This window comes from Pedobacter psychrotolerans, assembly GCF_004340665.1.
In the GTDB taxonomy this organism is placed as follows: Bacteria; Bacteroidota; Bacteroidia; order Sphingobacteriales; family Sphingobacteriaceae; genus Pedobacter; species Pedobacter psychrotolerans.
Window position 1 is genome coordinate 345,797 of sequence record NZ_SLWO01000005.1, and the last position, 19,252, is coordinate 365,048.

16 protein-coding genes are annotated in these 19,252 nt (G+C 38.5%); 12 read left to right on the forward strand and 4 right to left on the reverse strand.

Annotation, left to right across the window (positions count from 1 at the left end; translation table 11 throughout):
- The first annotated feature begins 26 nt into the window (after nt 1–26).
- From EV200_RS14625 to EV200_RS14665, 9 genes are all read left to right on the forward strand, one after another.
- Nucleotides 27–3,308, forward strand: a complete 3,282-nt coding sequence (locus EV200_RS14625; RefSeq protein ID WP_132533882.1) for a SusC/RagA family TonB-linked outer membrane protein — start codon at nt 27–29, stop codon at nt 3,306–3,308.
- 20 nt (nt 3,309–3,328) lie between these two features.
- The gene (locus EV200_RS14630; protein WP_132533884.1) at nt 3,329–4,927 is read left to right on the forward strand and encodes a SusD/RagB family nutrient-binding outer membrane lipoprotein; all 1,599 of its coding nucleotides are present in this window, start codon (nt 3,329–3,331) and stop codon (nt 4,925–4,927) included.
- A 56-nt stretch (nt 4,928–4,983) separates the two neighbouring features.
- The gene (locus tag EV200_RS14635; protein ID WP_132533886.1) at nt 4,984–6,075 is read left to right on the forward strand and encodes an alkaline phosphatase family protein; all 1,092 of its coding nucleotides are present in this window, start codon (nt 4,984–4,986) and stop codon (nt 6,073–6,075) included.
- Between the two features lie 155 nt (nt 6,076–6,230).
- Nucleotides 6,231–6,449, forward strand: coding sequence for a hypothetical protein (locus EV200_RS14640; protein ID WP_132533888.1), 219 nt, complete (start codon nt 6,231–6,233; stop codon nt 6,447–6,449).
- A 138-nt stretch (nt 6,450–6,587) separates the two neighbouring features.
- A complete protein-coding gene (locus tag EV200_RS21905; RefSeq protein ID WP_188754121.1) occupies nt 6,588–7,175 on the forward strand; it encodes a hypothetical protein in 588 nt (195 codons plus the stop codon).
- Between the two features lie 381 nt (nt 7,176–7,556).
- The gene (locus EV200_RS14650; RefSeq protein WP_132533890.1) at nt 7,557–7,859 is read left to right on the forward strand and encodes an ArsR/SmtB family transcription factor; all 303 of its coding nucleotides are present in this window, start codon (nt 7,557–7,559) and stop codon (nt 7,857–7,859) included.
- Nucleotides 7,860–7,871: 12 nt separating this feature from the next.
- Entirely contained in the window at nt 7,872–8,972 is a 1,101-nt protein-coding gene (locus EV200_RS14655; protein ID WP_132533892.1) for an NADH:flavin oxidoreductase, read from the forward strand.
- Between the two features lie 171 nt (nt 8,973–9,143).
- Entirely contained in the window at nt 9,144–9,863 is a 720-nt protein-coding gene (locus EV200_RS14660) for a phosphatase PAP2 family protein (protein WP_132533894.1), read from the forward strand.
- A gap of 139 nt (nt 9,864–10,002) precedes the next feature.
- Nucleotides 10,003–10,893 (forward strand): pirin family protein, encoded by an 891-nt coding sequence (locus tag EV200_RS14665; RefSeq protein ID WP_132533896.1) that lies wholly within the window; start codon nt 10,003–10,005, stop codon nt 10,891–10,893.
- A gap of 249 nt (nt 10,894–11,142) precedes the next feature.
- Here the strand turns inward: EV200_RS14665 and EV200_RS14670 are convergent, their stop codons facing one another.
- On the reverse strand, nt 11,143–11,541 hold the full coding sequence (locus EV200_RS14670; protein ID WP_132533898.1) for an HIT family protein: 399 nt from the start codon (nt 11,539–11,541) through the stop codon (nt 11,143–11,145).
- Nucleotides 11,542–11,624: 83 nt separating this feature from the next.
- Nucleotides 11,625–12,098 carry a transcription elongation factor GreA gene (gene greA, locus EV200_RS14675; protein ID WP_132533900.1) on the reverse strand — a complete coding sequence of 158 codons (474 nt, stop codon included), beginning with the start codon at nt 12,096–12,098 and terminating at the stop codon, nt 11,625–11,627.
- 227 nt (nt 12,099–12,325) lie between these two features.
- On the opposite strand from greA, the gene EV200_RS14680 reads away from it, so the two are divergent.
- Nucleotides 12,326–14,206 (forward strand): M1 family metallopeptidase, encoded by a 1,881-nt coding sequence (locus tag EV200_RS14680; protein ID WP_132533902.1) that lies wholly within the window; start codon nt 12,326–12,328, stop codon nt 14,204–14,206.
- An 87-nt stretch (nt 14,207–14,293) separates the two neighbouring features.
- Here the strand turns inward: EV200_RS14680 and EV200_RS14685 are convergent, their stop codons facing one another.
- Nucleotides 14,294–14,770, reverse strand: a complete 477-nt coding sequence (locus tag EV200_RS14685; protein ID WP_132533904.1) for an OsmC family protein — start codon at nt 14,768–14,770, stop codon at nt 14,294–14,296.
- 136 nt (nt 14,771–14,906) lie between these two features.
- Nucleotides 14,907–15,830: a 2-hydroxyacid dehydrogenase gene (locus EV200_RS14690; protein WP_132533906.1), complete on the reverse strand. Its 924-nt coding sequence runs from the start codon at nt 15,828–15,830 to the stop codon at nt 14,907–14,909.
- 225 nt (nt 15,831–16,055) lie between these two features.
- Between EV200_RS14690 and EV200_RS14695 the strand changes: the two genes are divergently transcribed.
- Both EV200_RS14695 and EV200_RS14700 read left to right on the forward strand, forming a co-directional pair.
- On the forward strand, nt 16,056–18,545 hold the full coding sequence (locus EV200_RS14695) for an outer membrane beta-barrel family protein (RefSeq protein ID WP_132533908.1): 2,490 nt from the start codon (nt 16,056–16,058) through the stop codon (nt 18,543–18,545).
- An 80-nt stretch (nt 18,546–18,625) separates the two neighbouring features.
- Nucleotides 18,626–19,183, forward strand: a complete 558-nt coding sequence (locus tag EV200_RS14700) for an NUDIX domain-containing protein (protein ID WP_132533910.1) — start codon at nt 18,626–18,628, stop codon at nt 19,181–19,183.
- Nucleotides 19,184–19,252: the final 69 nt, after the last annotated feature.

The window sequence follows — 19,252 nt, forward strand, 5'->3', positions numbered from 1 at the left end:
ATCTTAACTCTAATTATTTGGCAATTATGGATGCTTTTTACCCCAATTTAAAAAGGCTCGCACTCCTGGTGATGTGCTTCCTTTCTCCGCTAATTTTACTGGCACAAACTAAGATTTCCGGCGTCGTTAATGATGAGGCTAATCAGCCGCTTCCCGGCGTAAGTGTTATGATCAAAGGTTCTAAAACCGGAACAACCACCGATAATTACGGTCGCTTTATCCTATCGGCGAATATCGGGCAAACACTCCAGTTTCAGTTTGTAGGCTTCACCAGCCAGGAAGCTACCATTGATCAAAATCTCAACCCAATTACCATTACCTTGAAAGGGAACAATGAAACACTTAACGTAGTAGTAGTAACCGCTTTAGGTGTAAAAAAGGATAACCGCAAAATTGGTTATGCGGTTTCCACCGTTCAGGGAGATGATCTTACCTTAGCCCGCGATCCCAATCCGGTAACAGGCCTTATTGGTAAAGTGGCCGGATTATCAGTAGGTCCATCTGCCGAATTATTGGGTGCACCAAATGTAGCCATCCGTGGAAATACCATTTCTTTATATGTAGTGGATGGTTTCCCAATCAATACAGATACCTATAATATCAGTCCGGATGATATTGAGACTTATACCGTATTAAAAGGCCCGGCAGCTGCTGCACTTTATGGCAACCGGGCATCTTATGGTGCAATCCTCATCACCACAAAAAAAGGCAACAAAAACAAAAAAGGTTTAACCATTGATGTAAACAGCAGTACTGTAATTAACAAAGGTTTTTTAGCCTTCCCACGAGTACAGCATGCTTATGGAGCAGGTGAAAATACTTTTTATCAGTTTGTTGATGGTAAAGGTGGTGCACCGGGCGGTGTGGATGCCGATTATGACATTTGGGGACCTTATTTCAATGGACAATTGATTGCTCAGTATGATAGCCCTATCGTAAATGGCGTACGTCAGCCAACACCTTACACAGCTCGAGGTGCAAATAATTTAACTAACTTTTTACGCACAGGGGTTCAAACGAACAACAACATTGCCTTAACTTCCAACGGCGAAAATCATACCATCCGCTTTTCTGCTTCGCAACAACACCAGGATAGTTATATTCCTGAGCAATACCTGGATATTGCCAATGCGAACCTATATGCATCATTTAACCCAAGCCCACGCTGGAAATTTGAAGGTAATGTTAACTTCAACCGTCAAACCACTGATAACTTTCCAGATGTACAATACGGTCCAAACAGTTTAATTTATAACCTGGCCATTTGGACTGGTGCAGACTGGGATGTTAATGCACCTGACATTAAGGCCATTTGGCAACCTGGTAAAGAAGGTGTTCAACAGCAATTTGCCGAATATACCCGTTACCACAACCCTTGGTTTATGGTGAAGGAATGGACAAGAGGTCATTACAAAACCAACACAACTGGCTACCTTTTAGCAAATTACAAAATTAACACGAACCTGAATGCCACCTTACGTTCACAGGTTGATACCTATAACATCCTGCGTACAGAGAAAATGCCATTTTCTGCCCACCCTTACGGACGTGAAGGCAATGAAGGGGATTATCGTGAAGATCGCCGCGACTTATTCGACAACAATACAGAGTTGATGTTAAATTATGATTATACCGTTAAAAAATTCATTAACATTTCAGGTTTGATCGGTGGAAACATGCGCAACATGTCTTATAATTCCAGCTGGACTTCAACCGACTATTTGAATGTTCCTGAAGTTTATGCTTTCAGTAATTCTAAAAATCCAATCCAGTCTACCAGTTTCAACTCCGGCATGCGGGTATTAAGTGCGTATTACTCATTAGATTTAAGCCTAGGCAAATATGCAACCATTTCAAGTACAGGTCGTTTAGATAAATCTTCGGCCTTTCAAGTTCCTACAACTTATTATTATCCAAGTTTATCGATAGCAACTGTGGTATCTGATTATATTAAAATGCCAGAGTTTATCAGCTTTTTAAAAGCAAGGGCTTCATATTCTAATATTCGTTCTGATGCCACTTCTACTACCATAGGCCCTGCCCCATTCAGTTCAATTACAGCTTTTGGTGGCAGCACTGGTGCTTCACTTTTTAATAATCCATTGGGCTATGGCACCACTTATACTTCTCCGTACAATGGTCCTGATTATTCATTAAATACTTCTTACGCCACCAGCAAACCTTATAACAGTCAAACCGCAGGTTATGCTTCCGATTATTTATACCAGAATGGGATTAAAACATCAACCCGGGTAAACTATGAAGAAGGCTTTGACATCAGGTTTCTGAAAAACAGGTTAACCTTTAGTGGAACAGCTTTCCAGTACATTGATGGACCAAGAATTTTACCAAACGCCATTTCAACAGCTACAGGTTATACCATCGAATATCTGAATGCGCTTAAAACTAAGAAAACAGGATACGAAGGTTCATTAAGTGGTGATGTTTTCAAAAGAGCAGATGGCTTTAGCTGGAATATCTTAACCAATATTTCTACTTACAAAGAAGTTTATAAAGAGCTTCCTCAAGGTCAAAGCATTTATGCCACATTCTTTAAAGCAGGAGACCGCACAGATAAATTATACGGAACCGCGTTTGTAAGAACACCTGATGGAAAAATCATTAATGATGCAGCAGGCAAGCCATTGGTTAACCCAACAGCACAGTTCCTGGGTAACGAAATCGGTAAATTTAACTGGAGCATTTACAATAAATTCCAATATAAAAACCTGAGTTTGGGAATACAGTTTGATGGCAATGTTGGTGGTGTAATTGTTGATTACATGCACAACAAAACCATGCGTGGTGGTTCTAATGCTGAAACTGCAGAAGGTGCCTTGGGTGCCGCAAGGTATCAGGATTGGTCAAATTTTGGAAAGGCTGGTTATAATGGCAGCTATGTTGGAGAAGGTGTAGTTATCGCTAACGGCACTTCAATTAACTATGATTCCAACACTGGTGCCGTACTTAATTATTCGGCTTTACAATATGCGCCAAACACCCAGGTTGCCTTTGTACAGGATTATGTGAGTAAATATTATAATGTTGATGAGGCGAACCTGATGAGTAAAACATTTACCAAGCTTCGCGAAGTAACCCTTGGATACGAGTTTTCTAAAGAATTACTGGAAAAAACCTTTATCAGAAAAGCTTCTTTATCCCTTTACGGCCGAAATTTATTGTATTTCTATAAAGATAAACGTTTTAAGGATGTAGATCTTGATCAATATAACTATGCAACGGCATCAACAGGTTTACAATCACCAACGGTCCGCAGTTTTGGCATCAACCTAAACGCTTCTTTCTAACCTTGATAACACAAAAGATCATGAAAAAAACAGCCCATATATTCCTGCTGCCTCTGGTGCTCATCACCTTGGTAACAGGCTGTAAAAAAAGCTTTGAAGAGCTTACTCAAAACACCAATAAACCCAATGCCGTTTCCGCAGCCCTTTTGTTAAATGGTGTATTAAATAATTTGCCCGACTTACCAGATGGCGCTAAAGAAACTTATAGTCAGTATTACCTGAACAATTATGATTATTATGGCAATAACCGTTATGATTTAGGTGGCGGCGATGACTATTACACTACACTTAAAAACGTAGTGGAGATGGAGCAACGTGCTGCAGCTACTGGCGGCGCCAGCATTAACCCTTATGAGGCTTTGGGTAAATTTTTCAAAGCTTATTTCTTCAGTAAAATGAGTTTAGAAATGGGTGATATTCCAATGACCCAGGCATTAAAAGGATTAGATGCACTGGAGCCAGTGTATGATTCGCAAAAAACAGTGATGCAGCAATCTTTGGCTTGGCTGGAAAGCGCCAATAGCGATTTGGATCAGTTAATTAAAAACCCTGCTAATTTTGGTACGGGCGCTGGCGCAACACTCAGCAACGATATCTATTTCAACAATGACTTAAGCAAATGGCAAAAAACAGTAAATGCATTAAGAATCAGATTATTGCTTCAATTAAGCAAAAAAACAGCTGATACTGACCTGAATGTGATTACACAGTTTGCAAGCATTATTGGCAACCCTACTAAATATCCCCTAATGACCAGTAATGCAGATAACCTGCAATACACCTTTGTAGCACCCAATAACTATTATCCTCAAAACCCGAATAATTTCGGACAGAGCGGATCAAGGAAAAATTCATCTGCTACATACATTAGCTTGCTTACCCGTCTTAGAGATCCAAGAGTTTACGCAACGGCTGAGCCATCAAGAGATTTAGTGGATAACGCCAAACAAAGTGCTACAGATTTTGCTTCTTTCGTTGGTGCAGATGCAGGATTAGATTTGGGTGTGATGTATAACAATGCTGGTTTACAAAAATATTCTTTCATTAACCGCAAACGTTTTTATTCCACTTATACCGGTGAGCCAAGCATACAGATTGGTTATGCCGAACTTATGCTCAACATTGCAGAAGGCATTAACAGAGGATGGGCAGCCGGAAACGCTGAAACATATTACATTGCAGGTATAAAGGCTTCAATGAGTGCTTATGGTATTCCTGAAACGGGCAACTACACGGCATATTTTTACCGCCCGGGATCAACAGATGTAACCAACTCATCCAATTATGATACCTTCATCATCCCGGTAGATTTCAATACTTATTATAACCAAACCACAGTAAAGTACACCGCTGGCGCAACAGGCATCACACAGATTTTGCAACAGAAATACCTGGCCTTATTCAGACATTCTGGTTTAGAATCTTACTTTACGTACCGCCGCACTGGGGTTCCTGCTTTTACAACTGGCCCTGGAACAGGAAACGGAAATCGGATCGCACAGCGCTTCAAATATCCTTCAGCAGAGCGCACTGCCAATGCTAAAAATTATCTGGCAGCCATTACCAGCCAGTTTAATGGCAATGATGACATCAATGGCATCATGTGGATTTTAAAATAATACCTGTTCAGGCAAGGCCCAATAATTGGCCTTGCCTTTTCACCTTAACTCATTATATGAAAAAGCTCATATTAATTTTTGCATTATCCATTAGCGCATCATTTTCCTTTGCGCAAACCAGGAAAACAAAAAACCTGATTATTGTCACTCTTGATGGAATGCGTTGGCAGGAAGTATTCAGGGGAGCCGATTCTGCCATGATCAGTTCTAAATACACTGAAGATAAGGATGAAGTGAGAAAAAAATACTGGACTGCATCTTTGGAGGATCGTAGGAAACTACTTTTCCCGTTTTTATGGAATACCATAGCCAAGGACGGACAAATTTATGGTAATCGCGATTTAGGCAACAATGAGGAATTATCCAATCCATATCGTTTTTCTTATCCGGGATACAATGAAATCTTTACGGGTTTCCCTGATGTAAGAATGAATACCAATGATGCCATTGCCAACCCAAATACGAATGTGCTGGAATTCCTGAATAAGCAAAAAGGCTTTGAAGGTAAAGTCATTACATTTTCATCATGGGAACGTTTTCCACAAATTTTAAATACCAGCCGCTCTGGTCTGCCCGTGTATTCTGGTTATGCAAATTTGAAAAATAGCGATGCAAATGCCAGACTAAGGTACCTAAACGAACTTCAGCACCATGTACCACACTACCTTGGCGATTCTACCAGACTGGATTTCATTACCTATGAATTTAGTAAGGAATACATCAAACAATATAAACCAAGAGTAACGTATATTGCTTTTGATGAGACAGATGATATGGCACATGCAGGCAATTATAAGTTTTATCTCGACCGTGCCAGACAGGAAGATGGCTACATTAAAAACCTATGGGAAATGATACAGGCAGATCCTTTTTATAAAAACAACACTACATTGCTGATCACATGCGATCACGGCCGTGGTGAGGTACCCATAGATCAATGGCGTGATCATGGCGCAAATGTTAAGGGTGCTGAAAATACCTGGTTCGCTATTTTAGGGCCAGATACACCTCCAAATGGCGAATTGAAAACACCGACAATAATTTACCATAAACAACTAGCACAAACGATTTCTATGCTTTTTGGCTTTAATTTTAAGGCAGCTGCCGGACATGAAGTTGGAGATGCCATCAAAACGGTATTTAAATAGTTCGCTGTTTTCTTACAAAATAGAAAGTTGATTTGAAGCGATAGCGCTGAAGATCAACTTTTCTAGTTTTACAAGCTTCTTGAATTGCCTGTTTATTTACTCCCGAACATTTTAATATGATTGATGTTATCAATTAAACTAACCCGATAAACATCATGGCAAAAGAGAAGAAGAAAAAAACAACAAAGAAAAAAGGTGGCAAAAAGAAAGATAAAAAGAAAAAAGGAAGTACTAAAAAAAACAAACTTGGGGTAAAAAACTCCTTGGTGAACAATATCAACGCCCGTAAAAAGAAAGGAAAATCCCGTTCAAAGAAAAAATCAAAAGTCAGCAGAAAGGCATACAAAAAGATGAAGGAAGGCTGGAAGAAATAAGGCATTTAGCGGATTATGATCTGGTAGCATCTTTACGTTAATGGCCAGATTTAATCTGTAATCATGATCTTTCGGTCTGCAAAATTCGTAAAAATTATAAATGATAATTTTAGGCTATCTTTGCACAAAATAAAATCGATGGCGGTATTACATAAAAAAGAAGAAAAAATTCAGGCAGTGCTGGGTAGGTTGCCTAAAAAATATACAGATGAACAATTTGTTGAAATGTTTATCAGACTTTACTCTAAAGATTGGGGAAAGATTAAATCAGCTTACATCAAGCAATCTCAGGATAAAGAAAAGGGTTCTATCATCAACATGCCTAAGCCAGAGATTTATTTGAAACAAGTTTTAGCCAACTACTTACAAAATGCAGATGCACCAAAAGCTGCTGAAGTAAAAGAAGAAGTGATAAAGGCACCAGAAAATAAAGTGGAGAAACCAAAAGCAACAGCAAAAAAAGAAGCTGAGGCAATTGAAGAAACCGCAGCGCCTAAAAAAGCAAAAGCTCCGGCCAAAAAGAAAGTTGAAATAGTGGAAGAGCCTGTTGCCGAAGTAAAGAAAACTAAAACACCAGCTAAGAAAAAAGCTGAAACGACTGAAGAGCCAATTGCTGAAGTGAAAAAAACTAAAGCACCTGCAAAGAAGAAAACAGAAACTGAAGAAGAATCAGCTGAAATCAAGAAACCTAAGGCCGCTGCAAAAAAGCCTGCTGCAAAAAAATAAAAAAAATTTTCACTCAGATATAATAAATCATCCTTTTGGTTGTTTATGTATATGAGAGCGTTAATTTAGATTACGGGGATAGGTCGGTATGATTTATCCCCGTTCTTTTTTAAAGCTTTTTTATTCCTTTAACGCTCATCTCGAGGAGGTTGGAAGGTAAAATAACTGACGAAGTTTAGCCGACCTATGCGAAGGAAACTTCGCCAGTTTAAATATAAAATATCTTTTATAGCTCCTGGTGAAGTGAGCAAACCTCCTCTTTCTTAGATAAGGTAATGAATCAGATTGCTTCAATGCATTTATATAAACCTTAAAAACATCAAATTGTAAACTTCATTCTTATAATTGGTATATCGGGAAAAGTCGATATATATTTGCTTTATGGATCAAGTAGAAATCTTTAAAGCCTTATCAAACAAAACCCGTTTACAGATTTTAAACTGGCTCAAAGAACCTATTACAAACTTTCCAGATCAACCCAATGCTGATTTCGAAAATGTGGGCGTATGTGTCGGGCAGATTCAAATGAAGGCAGGTTTATCTCAAAGTACCATTTCCGAATACCTTTCCATTTTACAGCGTGCCAATCTGGTTACTGCCACACGTGTAGGCCAGTGGACTTACTACAAACGCAATCAGGAAGGCCTTGAAAATTTAAATAAAATCATCAATACAGAACTTTAAAAATAGAAATATATGAACACAGATAGTTTATTTAAGCCATTTAGCTTAAAAACATTAAACACAAAAAACAGAATTGTAATGGCACCCATGACGAGATCTTTTTCTCCTGATGGCGTTCCAACCGATGCAGTTGCAGAATATTATGCAAAAAGAGCTGCGGGTGAAGTGGGATTAATCTTATCGGAAGGAACAGTAATCAACCGCCCTTCATCTTCTGCAGATCCAAATATCCCACACTTTTATGGCGATCAGGCTTTGGCTGGATGGCAAAAAGTGATTAACGATGTTCATGCTGCAGGCGCACAAATGGGTCCGCAAATCTGGCACCAGGGAATAATGGAAAACCATACATCTGGCTGGACACCTAGTACACCTTTCGAAGGCCCATCTGCTTTACAAAGACCTGGTTTTGAAAACGGTGTTCCCATGACTGATGCTGCAATTGCAGACACCATTGCGGCTTTTGGGCAGGCAGCAGCAGATGCAAAAGCATTGGGCTTTGATACGGTAGAAATTCATGGTGCACATCAATATTTAATTGATCAATTTTTCTGGGATGCTACGAACAACCGCACCGATATATATGGTGGTAAAACCCTGGCTGAGCGGACACGTTTTGCCGTTGAAGTAATCAAAGAAACCCGTAAGCGTGTTGGAGAAGATTTTGCATTAATTATTCGTTTATCTCAATTTAAACCTGCTGCTTACGACTTCAAATTAGCGAAGAATGAAAGTGAGATGGAACAATGGTTAACGCCACTTGTTGATGCGGGAATTGACATTTTACACTGTTCTCAACGTCGTTTCTGGGAACCAGAATTTGAAGGATCTGATTTAAACTTTGCTGGATGGGCGAAAAAAATCACTGGTAAAGCCACGATATCAGTAGGTTCTGTTGGTTTAGACGGTGATTTCTTTGGTGCATTTGCCGGACAAAGCTCTCAACCAAGTTCATTGGATGAATTGGTACGCAGAATGGATCGCGGCGATTTTGATTTAATTGCCGTTGGCCGTCCATTATTATCAGATGCAAATTGGGTAGAGAAAATCAAAAATAACCGTACGGATGAATTGAAAGGCTTTAGCAAAGAAGCTTTAGCTGAATTGGTATAAATTTTATCTATTGACAAGGTAAGAAGCACCTCATTTCTGAGGTGCTTTTTTAATACCAGTCCAATTAACAATAAGTCGAATATTATGCTCACCCACAATTAATATCTATCTTTCAATATTATAATCTATAACGTTATCAGAAATATAGTATTAAAGCACTTCATTACCCTAATGCTCACACTGGGCAGCCTAAAATCATATTGCCAGCAAGCAGATAGTATTGGGAAGGTTAACCCTTATCAGCCAAAAATTCAATCTTTTATCATTCCAGCAGCCTTTCTCACATATGGAATCATTGCATTGAATGAAAATCCCTTTAATACTTTAGACCGAGATACCAGAGCCGAATTGCAGGAAGATCATCCCAGGTTCGCCGCTCATGTAGATAATTATAGCCAATTCGCTCCCGCTGCTGCGGTTTTTATCCTTAATTTTTCAGGGATTAAAGGTAAAAACAGCATTAAGGATGCTGCATTTATTTATGCCATTTCAACTGCAATAATGGGTGGAACTGTTTCTACCTTAAAAAGTGGAATACATCGTTTAAGGCCTGATGCATCGGCTTTTAATTCTTTTCCTTCCGGGCATACAGCTACTGCCTTTGCAGCGGCAGAGTTTTTAAAACAAGAATACAAAGACTTATCACCCTGGTATAACTATGCAGGATACACTGTAGCCATTGCAACTGGCACGCTTCGCATGTACAATAACAAACATTGGTTTAGTGATGTAGTAGCTGGTGCCGGAATTGGAATAATATCTACCAAACTATCCTATTTAGTATATCCAGAGTTAAAAAAACTATTTAAGCCTTCAAAAAGATCTAATGTTGTATTGATGCCAACCTATAATAATAAATTATTTGGCCTTGCTTATTCAGCTCGCTTTTAATTCAGGATCTACCCACCACTTTTGATTGGTGACTCATAGTTGTTCGGAAGATTAACAAGCGACCTATCTTTAACCACATCTTTCGCGGTGAACAACGAATCAATATTTTTCTTAAATTCAACTTTCAAAAAAATATTCCATGTCAAATATCTCCCTTATTATAGAAGAACGTCCGGCCAATATTGGCAATTTTATGGTTGGAAGATTGCTGCCTTTCAGGGAAAAGCGAATGGTTGGTCCTTTTGCATTCATCGATCATATGGGACCTGCGGCCATGAGCAATCATGAAAATTTAGACGTGCCGCCACATCCACATATTGGTTTATCGACACTCACTTTTCTTTTCGAAGGAGAGATTGAACATCGGGATAGCTTAGGAACAGACATCATTATTAAACCAAGTCAGGTGAACTGGATGACATCAGGAAGTGGCATTGCACATTCTGAAAGAACGCCAGCACATCTTCGCCAAACAGACAAAATGCTTCATGGCTTACAAATTTGGGTAGCCTTACCCAAAGACCTGGAACAAATGGAGCCTGAATTTTTTCATGTTGAAGAAACTGATATCCCGAGTTGGGAGCAGGATGGCGTAAATATTAAGTTGATAGCCGGTGAAGCTTTTGGACGTAAGTCACCCGTTCCGGTTTATTGCCCCCTTTATTTTATCGAAATTAAAAGCAATAAAAGGCAAAAGCTGAACATTGGGAATGATTTATTTGGGGAAAGTGCCCTTTATATTTTAGAAGGTGGTATTGAAAGCGATGGACATTTATTTGAACCACGACTTATTTTAATTGCCAACGATGCCAAACTTTGTGAGTTTACCATGCTGGAAAACACGACAGTTTACATTTTTGGTGGAGAGCCTTTTCCTGAGGAAAGATTTATTTACTGGAATTTTGTGGCTTCGGATAAAGCTTTAATTGAACAGGCAAAGCAAAATTGGTTGGATCAAAAATTTAAACCCGTTCCCGGCGAAACTGAATTTGTTCCCTTACCGAATCAGAATCCTTATTTAAAAAAGTAAAAGTAACAACAGAAATCCTTTTAGATTCGTCCTCCTGAACTTGATTCTGGATCTTACCATAAAAAGGTGCTGAACTAAATTCAGCATGACGATTTGGTTAGGGAATCCCTTCAAAAAATCCTTCTTTGCGAAGCAGATCTTTCATCTGCTGAAGCAATCGCTATCAAAGAATCTGCAAAATAGATTGCTTCCCCGAAAGGTCGGGGCAAGCTGTCGTTCCTCATCGCAATAACGATAGATCATCTGATCTTACTCTTCCAATAAAGCCTGTCTAATTTTTTCAGCAGCTTCAGCCAGTTCTTCCTGATTTGGACTTAGCTTCTCTTTGCTAAAGTTCATATCGCTCACATTATTCATTGGGATTAAATGAATATGAGCATGTGGAACTTCCAATCCAATTACTGAAACGCCTACTTTTTTGCATGGGAAAGCAGTCTTCACCCCTTTTGCCACAATTTTAGCAAACATCCAAAGACCAACGAAAAGGTCTTCATCCATATCAAAAATGTAATCCACTTCGATTTTTGGAATTACCAAAACATGGCCAGCAGTTAAAGGCTGAACATCCAGAAACGCTAAATACTCTACTGTTTCAGCCACAACATGTGCGTTGATTTCGCCAGCAACGATTTTTGAAAAGATAGTCATAAAAGGTAGAAGGTATAAGGTGAAAGATATAAGGTTTTAATAGCGGAGTGAAGACCATAAGCCTTTAATCCTCCGCTTCTACCTTATCTGGATATTTCTAAAACTTCGAATTGCATTTTACCTGCCGGCACTTCAATTTCAGCAAATTCCCCTACAGATTTACCTAATAAACCTTGTGCAATCGGCGATTTTACAGAAATTTTTCCAGTCTTCAAATCTGCTTCTGTTTCGGCAACTAACTGATAAGTCATGGTAGCACCGTTCTTTACATTTTTGATCTTAACGATAGACAATGCCAACACTTTTGTTAAATCCAATTTCGATTCATCAATTAAGCGGGCATTCGCCAATGTATTTTTTAATTTGGAAATTTTCGCTTCATGCAAACCCTGAGCCTCTTTTGCGGCATCATATTCTGCATTCTCCGATAAATCACCTTTATCTCTTGCTTCAGCAATTGCTTTAGATATTAGCTGACGCCCTGTGGTTGTTAGATAATGAACTTCCTCTCTTAATTTATCTAAGCCCTCTTGTGTGTAGTACGTTACCTCTGTCATTGCTCTATTAATTTTATTTCAAACGCTATAAAAAACAAACAAGACTACATAGTTGGTTACTACATAGTCTTGCTTCAATTATAACGAAGATAAAATCTGAAAATTACAAATGCAAATAAATACACAGGATTTTTGTGATTTAAGGGTAAACAAGATTTTATGTGCTGATTAAATCTTGCCACAATTCCTCCTTTATTTTTTACTTTTAGCTAAAATTATTCAGGAAAATGAAAAAGTTATTCTCACTAGCCCTTATCTGGGGTTTGGGCTGTTATACCATTTCTGCGCAGGAGCTTTATATGCCTAGAAATATCAAGGCGGCCTATCAAAAAGGAACACGATCTATTACTGGCCAACCGGGGCCTAATTACTGGCAAAACCATGGTCAGTACAATATGGACATTACGGTTGATGCAGAGACCAAAGTGGTAAGCGGACAAGAAGAAATATTGTACAGTAACAACAGTAATGATACGTTGAATGTGTTAGCCATTCGTTTTGTAAATAATTTGCACAAACCCACTTCGCCTCGTGGCGGAGCCGTTAGCGAAGATTTTTTATCTAGCGGCTTAAATATTTCTTCTTTTGCTGTTGATGGAGAAACCTATAAGGTAGACAGTAAAAGCTGGGGAACTGTTGGAAATGTGAAACTGAAAAAACCTTTAAACCCGAAATCTAAAATCACAGTTAAAATAGCGTGGGATTATCCTTTATCAAAAGAAAGCGGTCGCGAGGGACAAATTGACCCGAATTCGTTTTTTGTGGCATACAGTTACCCCCGTATTTCAGTGTATGATGATTACAATGGCTGGGATCGAATTCCACACACTGACAGAGCTGAGTTTTATAACGATTTTAATGACTATGTTTTCTCTGTAAAAGCACCCAAGAATTATGTGGTTTATGCTACTGGCGATTTTTTAAATCCTGATGAAGTGCTTCAGCCAGAAATTGCAGCTCGTTTAAAAAAATCGTACAACACAGATGAAGTGGTTCATATTGCAACTGCTGATGAACTAAAAGACGGCAAAGTAACTGCACAAAAAGATTGGAACACCTGGAAATTTAAAGTTGACCACATTACCGATGTTACTTTTGCGTTGAGCAATCACTATGTTTGGGATGGTGGAAGTGTGATTGTTGATCCAAAAACTGGCCGCAGGGCAAGTGCACAGGCTGCTTATAACCCAACTACCGGCAAAGATTTCTTAAACTCTGTTAAATACAACATCAATGCCTTATCCTGGTTTTCAAACAACTGGCCTGGCATTCCCTATCCATATCTAAAAACCATCGCATTCCAAGGTTTTGCAGATATGGAATACCCTATGATGGTGAATGATTCTAATTTTGGCGATCCGGTTTTTGCACAATTGGTTCAGGATCATGAGGTGGCACACACCTATTTTCCTTTCTATATGGGCATTAATGAAACCCGTTACGCTTACATGGATGAAGGTTGGGCAACTACCTTCGAATATTTAATTGGCATTGCAGAACATGGTAAACAAGCCGCAGATGATTTTTACAAAAAGTTCAGGGTAAACAGCTATATCAATGATAAATCAGCGGAAGAAGATCAGCCAGTAATTTCCATGTCTGATCAGGTTTCAGGTGCAGGATATGGAAACAACTCTTACGGTAAGGCTTCATTATCTTATCTGGCGTTAAAAGATATGCTGGGTGATGTTCTTTTCAAAAAAGCATTACATCATTATATGAACACATGGAATGGCAAACATCCTATTCCATGGGATTATTTTAATTCGATGAATACAGGGTCTGGTCAAAACTTAAATTGGTTTTTCCAAAATTGGTTTTTCACTAATAATTATTTGGATTTAGCTATTGGAAAAGTTGCCGCAGATAAAGGAAAATCGTTGGTTACTGTTAAAAATTTTGGGGGCTTTGCCATTCCTTTTGATGTAGTGGTAATTTATGCAGATGGTAAAAAAGAAACCATTCATCAAACACCTGCTGTTTGGAAAGTCAATCAAAAAGAAGTGGTGATTAATATCCCATCAACAAAAAAAATTACATCAGTTACTTTAGATAATGGCATTTACGTAGATGCAACACCAACAGATAATGTTTATATTGTAAAATAGTTGACACTTTAAGGTTGGCAGTTTTCAATTTGCAAACTGCCAACTTTCTATTCTCTATTTCCTCTTCCTTATTCCCTGCTTAAACGGCTAACTGTTCTCTGCTTTGAATGTCGCTTCGTGTTTAACGGGAAAATTCAGTGAGTTGGCAATAAAGCACATTTTATTGGCTTCTTTATGTAGCGATTCTGCAAGTTCTAAATGAGCCTTATCTGCGATTAAAACCTGGGGATGTAAGGTTACCTCTTTAAACTTTCCACTCCCATCAGCCAGTTCCTCCATGGTTCCAACGGCCTCATCCTTATAATCAATTACTACAATTTCATTTTTTGAGCACAGGTGCAAATACCAAAGCATATGGCAACTGGAAATGGAAGACAAGAGCAAATCTTCAGGATTATATTTAGTTTTATCGCCTAGAAAGGCAGAATCTGATGAACCTAAAATATCGGCTTTGCCATCAACTGAAATGGTGTAGTCGCGATCATATGATCGATAATCCATTGTTCCGGAACCCTTATTTCCCGTCCACGTAATTGTTGTTGAATATAAATGATCTTTCGGCATGATATAATTTAGTTAGATTTTGTAATCCAATTTAGGGAATTTTGGTCTGAATTCTTAAAAAGAAATCCAAACTGTTTTAATTTAGAATGAGGATGAGTGAGAATAGCGATTTTATCGTCCTCATTTCATATCCCTCTCAGGAAAAACCCTGTAACTTATCCGCCAACACCTCCGATATTTTTCGGTAAGAATCGAAAGTCCAGCCGCCTACATGCGGCGTTAAAATGATCTTTTCATTCTTTTTTAATTCCTCATACCAATCTTGTTCTGCCAGGGCAGGAAACTTTTCAGTTTGTAACACATCTAAACCAGCGCCTAAAATTTTACCAGATTTAATGGCATTCAAAACAGCTTTTGTATTTACTACCTCTCCCCTTGCCGTATTAATAAAGAAAATTGGTTTTTTAAAATGGAAAAAATATTCATCATCAACCATTTGCCTGGTTTCGGCAGTGAGTGGAATGTGCAAGCTCAACACATCACTATGCTTCACAATCTCTTCCATACTTACCTCACGGACAAAAGCATCGCTAAAACCAGTTTTATATTTGTCGTAGGCCATTACATCCACTTCAAAGCTAGCCAGTTTTTTAGCAAAACTTTGCCCCATAAAGCCGTAACCTATAATCCCTACCTTTTTACCTTTCAACTCATAACCTCGATTGCCTTCACGATCCCAGATTCCATTTCTGATTTCCTGATCAGCCTTGCGGAAATTATTCATCAACGACAATAACAATCCGGTAGCATGTTCTCCAACAGCATCACAATTTCCTTCAGGCGCATTAATCAGTTCGATGTTTCTTTCAAATGCGATTTTATCATCAATATTATCTAAACCTGCACCTGCTCTGGCCACAAATTTTAAATTGGGAGCAGCTGCAAAAACCTCAGCATCAATTCTAAACTTGGTACGCACGGCAATACCTACATAATCCTTAATTTTCGCTAACGTTTGCTGCCGTGTAATTTGTGGTTCATCATCAACCACATAGCCCATTGCCATAGCACGTTCCTTAAAAACAGGATGTAAATCATCAACGATTAATATTTTTTTCATTTGTATATTTTATTTTCGACGTTTTTGAGATCAGACAAAAGTAACATTTTATGAAAGGCTTCAGCGTCACAAAACCCCTTATTTATTTAAGCCAACCAGCATCATTTAGGCTCACAAAAATATTACTATAAAACCGCTGTAATAAAATAGTTACGCCACGCTTATTAAACTTAGTTGCTGTTACTTTGTCTCCCTTTACAACACACACACAAATTTTAATTTTTAATGAGACTTTTACAATCGCGTGCCGTACCCATTACCCTTCTATTTTTAAGTTTAACATTTAATCTTTTTGCCCAAACTGGTGGCAAAGCAAAAATCACCGGTGTATTAAAAGACGCTAAAACTCAAGAAACTATTCCTTTTGCTACAGCTGTTTTAATAGATAAAACAACGGCAAAGAATGTGAAGATTGCACAGACAGACCTGAACGGAGCCTTTGTAATGACTGACTTACCCAAAGGAAATTTTACTTTCAAAATAAGTTTTGTTGGCTATCAAACCATGGTGAGGGACAATGTTGCCATTACCGCAGCAACAGGCACTTTAAACTTTGGCGACATTAAAATGAATGCGGCCAAAGGAAATATTTTAAGTGAGGTGACGGTTACAGGCCAGAAACAGGGCATGCAGATGGGAATTGATAAAAAAATATTTTCAGTAGATCAGAGTGTAATCAGTGAAGGTGGTTCGGCTACTGATTTATTGCAGAATGTTCCTTCCGTTTCTACAGATATGGATGGCAATGTAAGTTTACGAGGTTCTACAGGCGTTAAAGTTTTAATTGATGGCAAGCCTTCTTTAATTGCGGGTGGTAATGTTGCGCAAATTTTAGCTTCCATTCCGGCCAGTTCAATTGAAAGTGTAGAAGTAATCACCAACCCCTCAGCTAAATATGATGCAGAAGGTCAGTCGGGCATTATCAACATTGTTTTAAAGAAAAACACTAAATTAGGTTTCAATGGTTCTGCTGCAATTACGGCTGGTAACCGCGATAATTATAATGCAAATACGAATTTAAGTTTCCAGAACAGCAAGGTAAATATCTATGGAAACTATAGCTATCGTTATGGAAACCGTGTTGGAGGGGGTTATCAGGACATTACCTATAAATCAGACTCGGCAAGAACAGCCTTTACCAATCAGGCAACCACTTCAAATACTTTGGAAAAAGGGCATAATGCTAAGGCTGGTTTAGATTATTATCTGGCACCTAAAAGCGTAATCAGTTTATCAGGCGGTTTCAACTCAAGAGAAAACGAGCGAAATGAATTATTGGATATCAGACAATTGAACCGTGCACAAACACCTGTTTCTTTGAGCAACAGAACCAATTTAAATGATGGCTATGGTAGCAGTTATGATTTAAATTTGGATTATGTACAGAAGTTTAAAAAACCTAAAGAAGAATTGAGTTTCAATTTTGGTTATTCAAGCGGAGATAACAATAACGATCAAACCTACAGCACTACTACAACCAATAGAAACAATGTTCCGATTAACGAAAACTTAAGTTTACAAAGAGTTTTCAACAGGGGCGATAACTCAAACTACAATATCCAAACAGATTATAGCTTACCTGTTGGCAAAGCCGGTAAAGTGGAAGTCGGCTACCGCAGCCAGATTCGTTTAGGGGATAACAACCAATATGCAGATTCTATTTTAACAAACACCAGCGTTTATATAGAAAACAACAAACTGATCAATAACTTTAATAGCAAAGACCAGGTGCACGCCCTTTATGTAAACTATCAAAATCAAATTAAAGATTTTGGGTACCAGTTGGGTTTAAGGGCTGAAGATGCCCGCTTGGATACGCACTTAGATGGCTACACCAATAATGTGCTAACTTCAAGCGAAGGAAATATTCACTACAAAAGATTATATCCAAGTGTATTTTTAACACAGAAACTGAAAGGTGATAATCAACTTCAGTTAAGCTATACCCGCCGTGTAAACCGCCCACGCCCATGGGATACCAATCCATTTTTGGATGTATCAGATCCATTTAACTACAGAGGTGGTAATCCGAACTTATTGCCTGAAGACGTTCACTCTTTTGAATTGGGCTACAGCAAATACTGGAAAAAAGTAACCTTAACTTCAAGTTTGTATTTTCGTCAAACCAATGATGTTATTCAACGGGTAAGAAGCTCACCTGTTAACGGAATCATCACTTCAACACCACAAAACTTATCACGCCAGATTAACAGTGGTTTAGAGTTAATTGGCCGTTTCGATTTAGTGAAAGCGTTAAATTTCACCACCAATGTAAACCTTTACCAGGCAAAATTTGATGGTGATGAAAGATTCAATATTAAATCAAGCAAGGGCTTTAGCTGGAATGGAAACGTAACCGCAAATTTAACTGTAGTTAAAAACGTATCGGTTCAAGTTCGTGGCGATTACCGTGCACCAGAAGTGATGGCGCAAGGTAAACGCAATGCGATGTACGGAATTGATGGTGGTGCAAAATATGACTTCCCGAACAAAAAGGCTTCATTAAGTTTCAATGTGAGGGATGTATTTAATACCAGAAGATGGAGTATGACCACTGAGGATGATTTTACAATTGTAGATTTTGAACGTCAGATGCAGGGCACCATGGGTAATTTAACCTTCTCTTACCGCTTTGGAAAAACCACATTTAGTAACGTGAAGAAACAGAAAAAAGAAGATCAGCAGGAAAATAGACCTGATGAAGGGTCATTCTAATAGCGTAAGGCGTTTCGAATATCGGAACGCCTTTTTTGTTTAAGTACAGCGTGTAAAAATGATATTCATTATCTTGCGCTATGGAAGATCAAAACCCTTGGAAGACACTCAATAGTGAATTAAAATACGACAACAACTGGATCAGGGTTACCGAACATCAGGTCATTAATCCATCTGGTGGTTCAGGAATTTACGGTGAGGTGCATTTCAAAAATTTCGCTATCGGCATTTTACCCCTTGACGAAGAAAAAAACACCTGGCTGGTTGGGCAATATCGTTTTCCACTTAAAGCCTATAGCTGGGAAATTCCGGAAGGCAGTGGACCATTTCATGAAGATCCTTTAGATAGCGCAAGACGAGAACTTTTAGAGGAAACCGGGTTAAGTGCCAAAAACTGGAAAGAGATTCAGCGGATGCATCTTTCCAATTCTGTAAGTGACGAACATGCCATTATTTACCTTGCAACTGATCTCATTCAAGGAATAGCCATGCCTGAAGAAACAGAGCAATTAATAGTAAAGAAAGTACCATTTGATACCGCCTACCAAATGGTTTTAAATGGTGAAATAACCGATTCGATGAGTGTTGCTGCTATTTTAAAAGCAAAACTGATGCTGCTCAATGGTGAATTATCATAGTAATTTTCCAAACCCAACAGTTTTTAAAAACCTGCGGGGTTTATTTAAGTCTTATTATCTTTGCGAACT

Coding starts and splice junctions, on each gene's coding strand:
- EV200_RS14685 (WP_132533904.1), bottom strand. CDS start 14,770: ATGCCGAAAGATCATTTATATTCAACAACAATTACGTGGACGGGAAAT.
- EV200_RS14690 (WP_132533906.1), bottom strand. CDS start 15,830: ATGAAAAAAATATTAATCGTTGATGATTTACATCCTGTTTTTAAGGAA.
- EV200_RS14630 (WP_132533884.1), top strand. CDS start 3,329: ATGAAAAAAACAGCCCATATATTCCTGCTGCCTCTGGTGCTCATCACC.
- EV200_RS14700 (WP_132533910.1), top strand. CDS start 18,626: ATGGAAGATCAAAACCCTTGGAAGACACTCAATAGTGAATTAAAATAC.
- EV200_RS14625 (WP_132533882.1), top strand. CDS start 27: ATGGATGCTTTTTACCCCAATTTAAAAAGGCTCGCACTCCTGGTGATG.
- EV200_RS14695 (WP_132533908.1), top strand. CDS start 16,056: ATGAGACTTTTACAATCGCGTGCCGTACCCATTACCCTTCTATTTTTA.
- EV200_RS14680 (WP_132533902.1), top strand. CDS start 12,326: ATGAAAAAGTTATTCTCACTAGCCCTTATCTGGGGTTTGGGCTGTTAT.
- EV200_RS14635 (WP_132533886.1), top strand. CDS start 4,984: ATGAAAAAGCTCATATTAATTTTTGCATTATCCATTAGCGCATCATTT.
- greA (WP_132533900.1), bottom strand. CDS start 12,098: ATGACAGAGGTAACGTACTACACACAAGAGGGCTTAGATAAATTAAGA.
- EV200_RS14660 (WP_132533894.1), top strand. CDS start 9,144: ATGCTCACACTGGGCAGCCTAAAATCATATTGCCAGCAAGCAGATAGT.
- EV200_RS14640 (WP_132533888.1), top strand. CDS start 6,231: ATGGCAAAAGAGAAGAAGAAAAAAACAACAAAGAAAAAAGGTGGCAAA.
- EV200_RS14655 (WP_132533892.1), top strand. CDS start 7,872: ATGAACACAGATAGTTTATTTAAGCCATTTAGCTTAAAAACATTAAAC.
- EV200_RS14665 (WP_132533896.1), top strand. CDS start 10,003: ATGTCAAATATCTCCCTTATTATAGAAGAACGTCCGGCCAATATTGGC.
- EV200_RS14670 (WP_132533898.1), bottom strand. CDS start 11,541: ATGACTATCTTTTCAAAAATCGTTGCTGGCGAAATCAACGCACATGTT.
- EV200_RS14650 (WP_132533890.1), top strand. CDS start 7,557: ATGGATCAAGTAGAAATCTTTAAAGCCTTATCAAACAAAACCCGTTTA.
- EV200_RS21905 (WP_188754121.1), top strand. CDS start 6,588: ATGGCGGTATTACATAAAAAAGAAGAAAAAATTCAGGCAGTGCTGGGT.